This is a genomic window from Peptoniphilus rachelemmaiella (assembly GCF_943169845.1).
In the GTDB taxonomy this organism is placed as follows: Bacteria; Bacillota; Clostridia; order Tissierellales; family Peptoniphilaceae; genus Aedoeadaptatus; species Aedoeadaptatus rachelemmaiella.
The window spans coordinates 1-1,240 of sequence record NZ_CALPBW010000037.1 but is presented as its reverse complement, the minus strand read 5'-3'; the positions used below and the strand labels follow the sequence as shown (position 1 = coordinate 1,240).

General features: G+C 48.5%; 2 protein-coding genes. Both read right to left on the bottom strand.

Translation table 11 applies throughout. The features are described 5' to 3' along the window. A partial coding sequence (locus KO087_RS09510) for an IS3 family transposase (protein WP_251375030.1) occupies nucleotides 1-791 on the bottom strand: 791 nt, incomplete at its 3' end. Further along, on the bottom strand, nucleotides 758-1,240 hold a 483-nt coding region (locus KO087_RS09505; RefSeq protein ID WP_215508987.1), incomplete at its 5' end, for a helix-turn-helix domain-containing protein. The genes KO087_RS09510 and KO087_RS09505, both read right to left, overlap by 34 nt.

The following is a 1,240-nucleotide window of genomic DNA, read 5'->3' as shown; positions in this document are numbered from 1 at the left end:
ATAAAATTTTCAATGGCCCGAACGAGTTCTTGCCGGCTTTGGTAGACGTGGCCGGCATAGATTTCTCTTTTCAGTACGCTGAAGAAGTTTTCCATGGGTGCGTTGTCGTAGCAATTGCCTTTTCTGGACATGCTTTGGAAGATGTGGTGTTCTTTCAGCATGGCTTGATAGGCGTTCATTTGGTAACCCCACCCGCGATCGGAGTGGAAGGTGCGGCGGTAGGGGCAGGCGCCGGTCCGCTCGATGGCTTCTTCTAAGCCCCGTAGCATGGTGATCCCGTTGGGCTGATCGGAGAGGACGTAGCTGATGATTTCCAGATTGTACATGTCCATGTACGGATCGAGGTAGAGTTTCTTTGTTTGAAGTTTCCCTGCTTTGTCTTTTTCGTAGTATTTGAATTCCGTGGTGTCGGTGGTAATTTTTTGGTAGGGGATACAGGTATTGAAGCGGCGGTTGATTCGATTCTTCTTGATTTTACCGACGACGCCTTTGTAGGAGTTGTACTTCTTGTACTTCCTGCCATAGGCGCGGACTTGAAGGCCCATGACCTGAACCAGCCGTTGAACTTTCTTTTTGTTGATCGCCCATCCCCGGTTCTTCAGCTCCAGGTGGATCCTTCGATAGCCGTAGTCTTTGTGTTCGCGCCGTATGGCCAAGATCTCGTCTTTCAAGGCTTGGTCCTTATCTTCTTCGTTCCACTTTTTCTGCCAGTACATAAAGGTGGATTTGGGAAAGTTGATGGCGGCGAGGATCTCGTTTAGTTGGAATTGTTCTCGGAGTTTGGCGACGATCTTCGCCTTTTCTTCATTGCTTCTTCCTTCTCCAAACTCCTTAACTGCTCCCAGAACATTTTTTGAATGGTAAGTTTCCGATTCTCTGCTTCTAATTCTTTGATGCGGTTTTCCAATGCCTCCCGTGTGGAAGCATCAAGATCTTCACTCGACTTTGAAGGATTTGGTGCTTGATTGCGGTCGTCTTTCTTCGTCACAGGTCTCCCTCGCTTGTGTGATCGCAGCCCCTCAATGCCCTCCTCCCGATACTGTCTCCGCCAGTTAGCGATGATGGACGGATTCGTTAAGCCGAGTTCAAGGGCCAATTGTTGGTAGCTGCATTCGCTCGTTTCGTAGCGTGTGATGGCTTCTAACTTAAACTCTACACTGTACGCACGATTATTTCTAGAGCGCATTAAGCCTTCATCGCCAAATTGTTTGTAATTGTTCACCCAGCGTCTGATCAACGA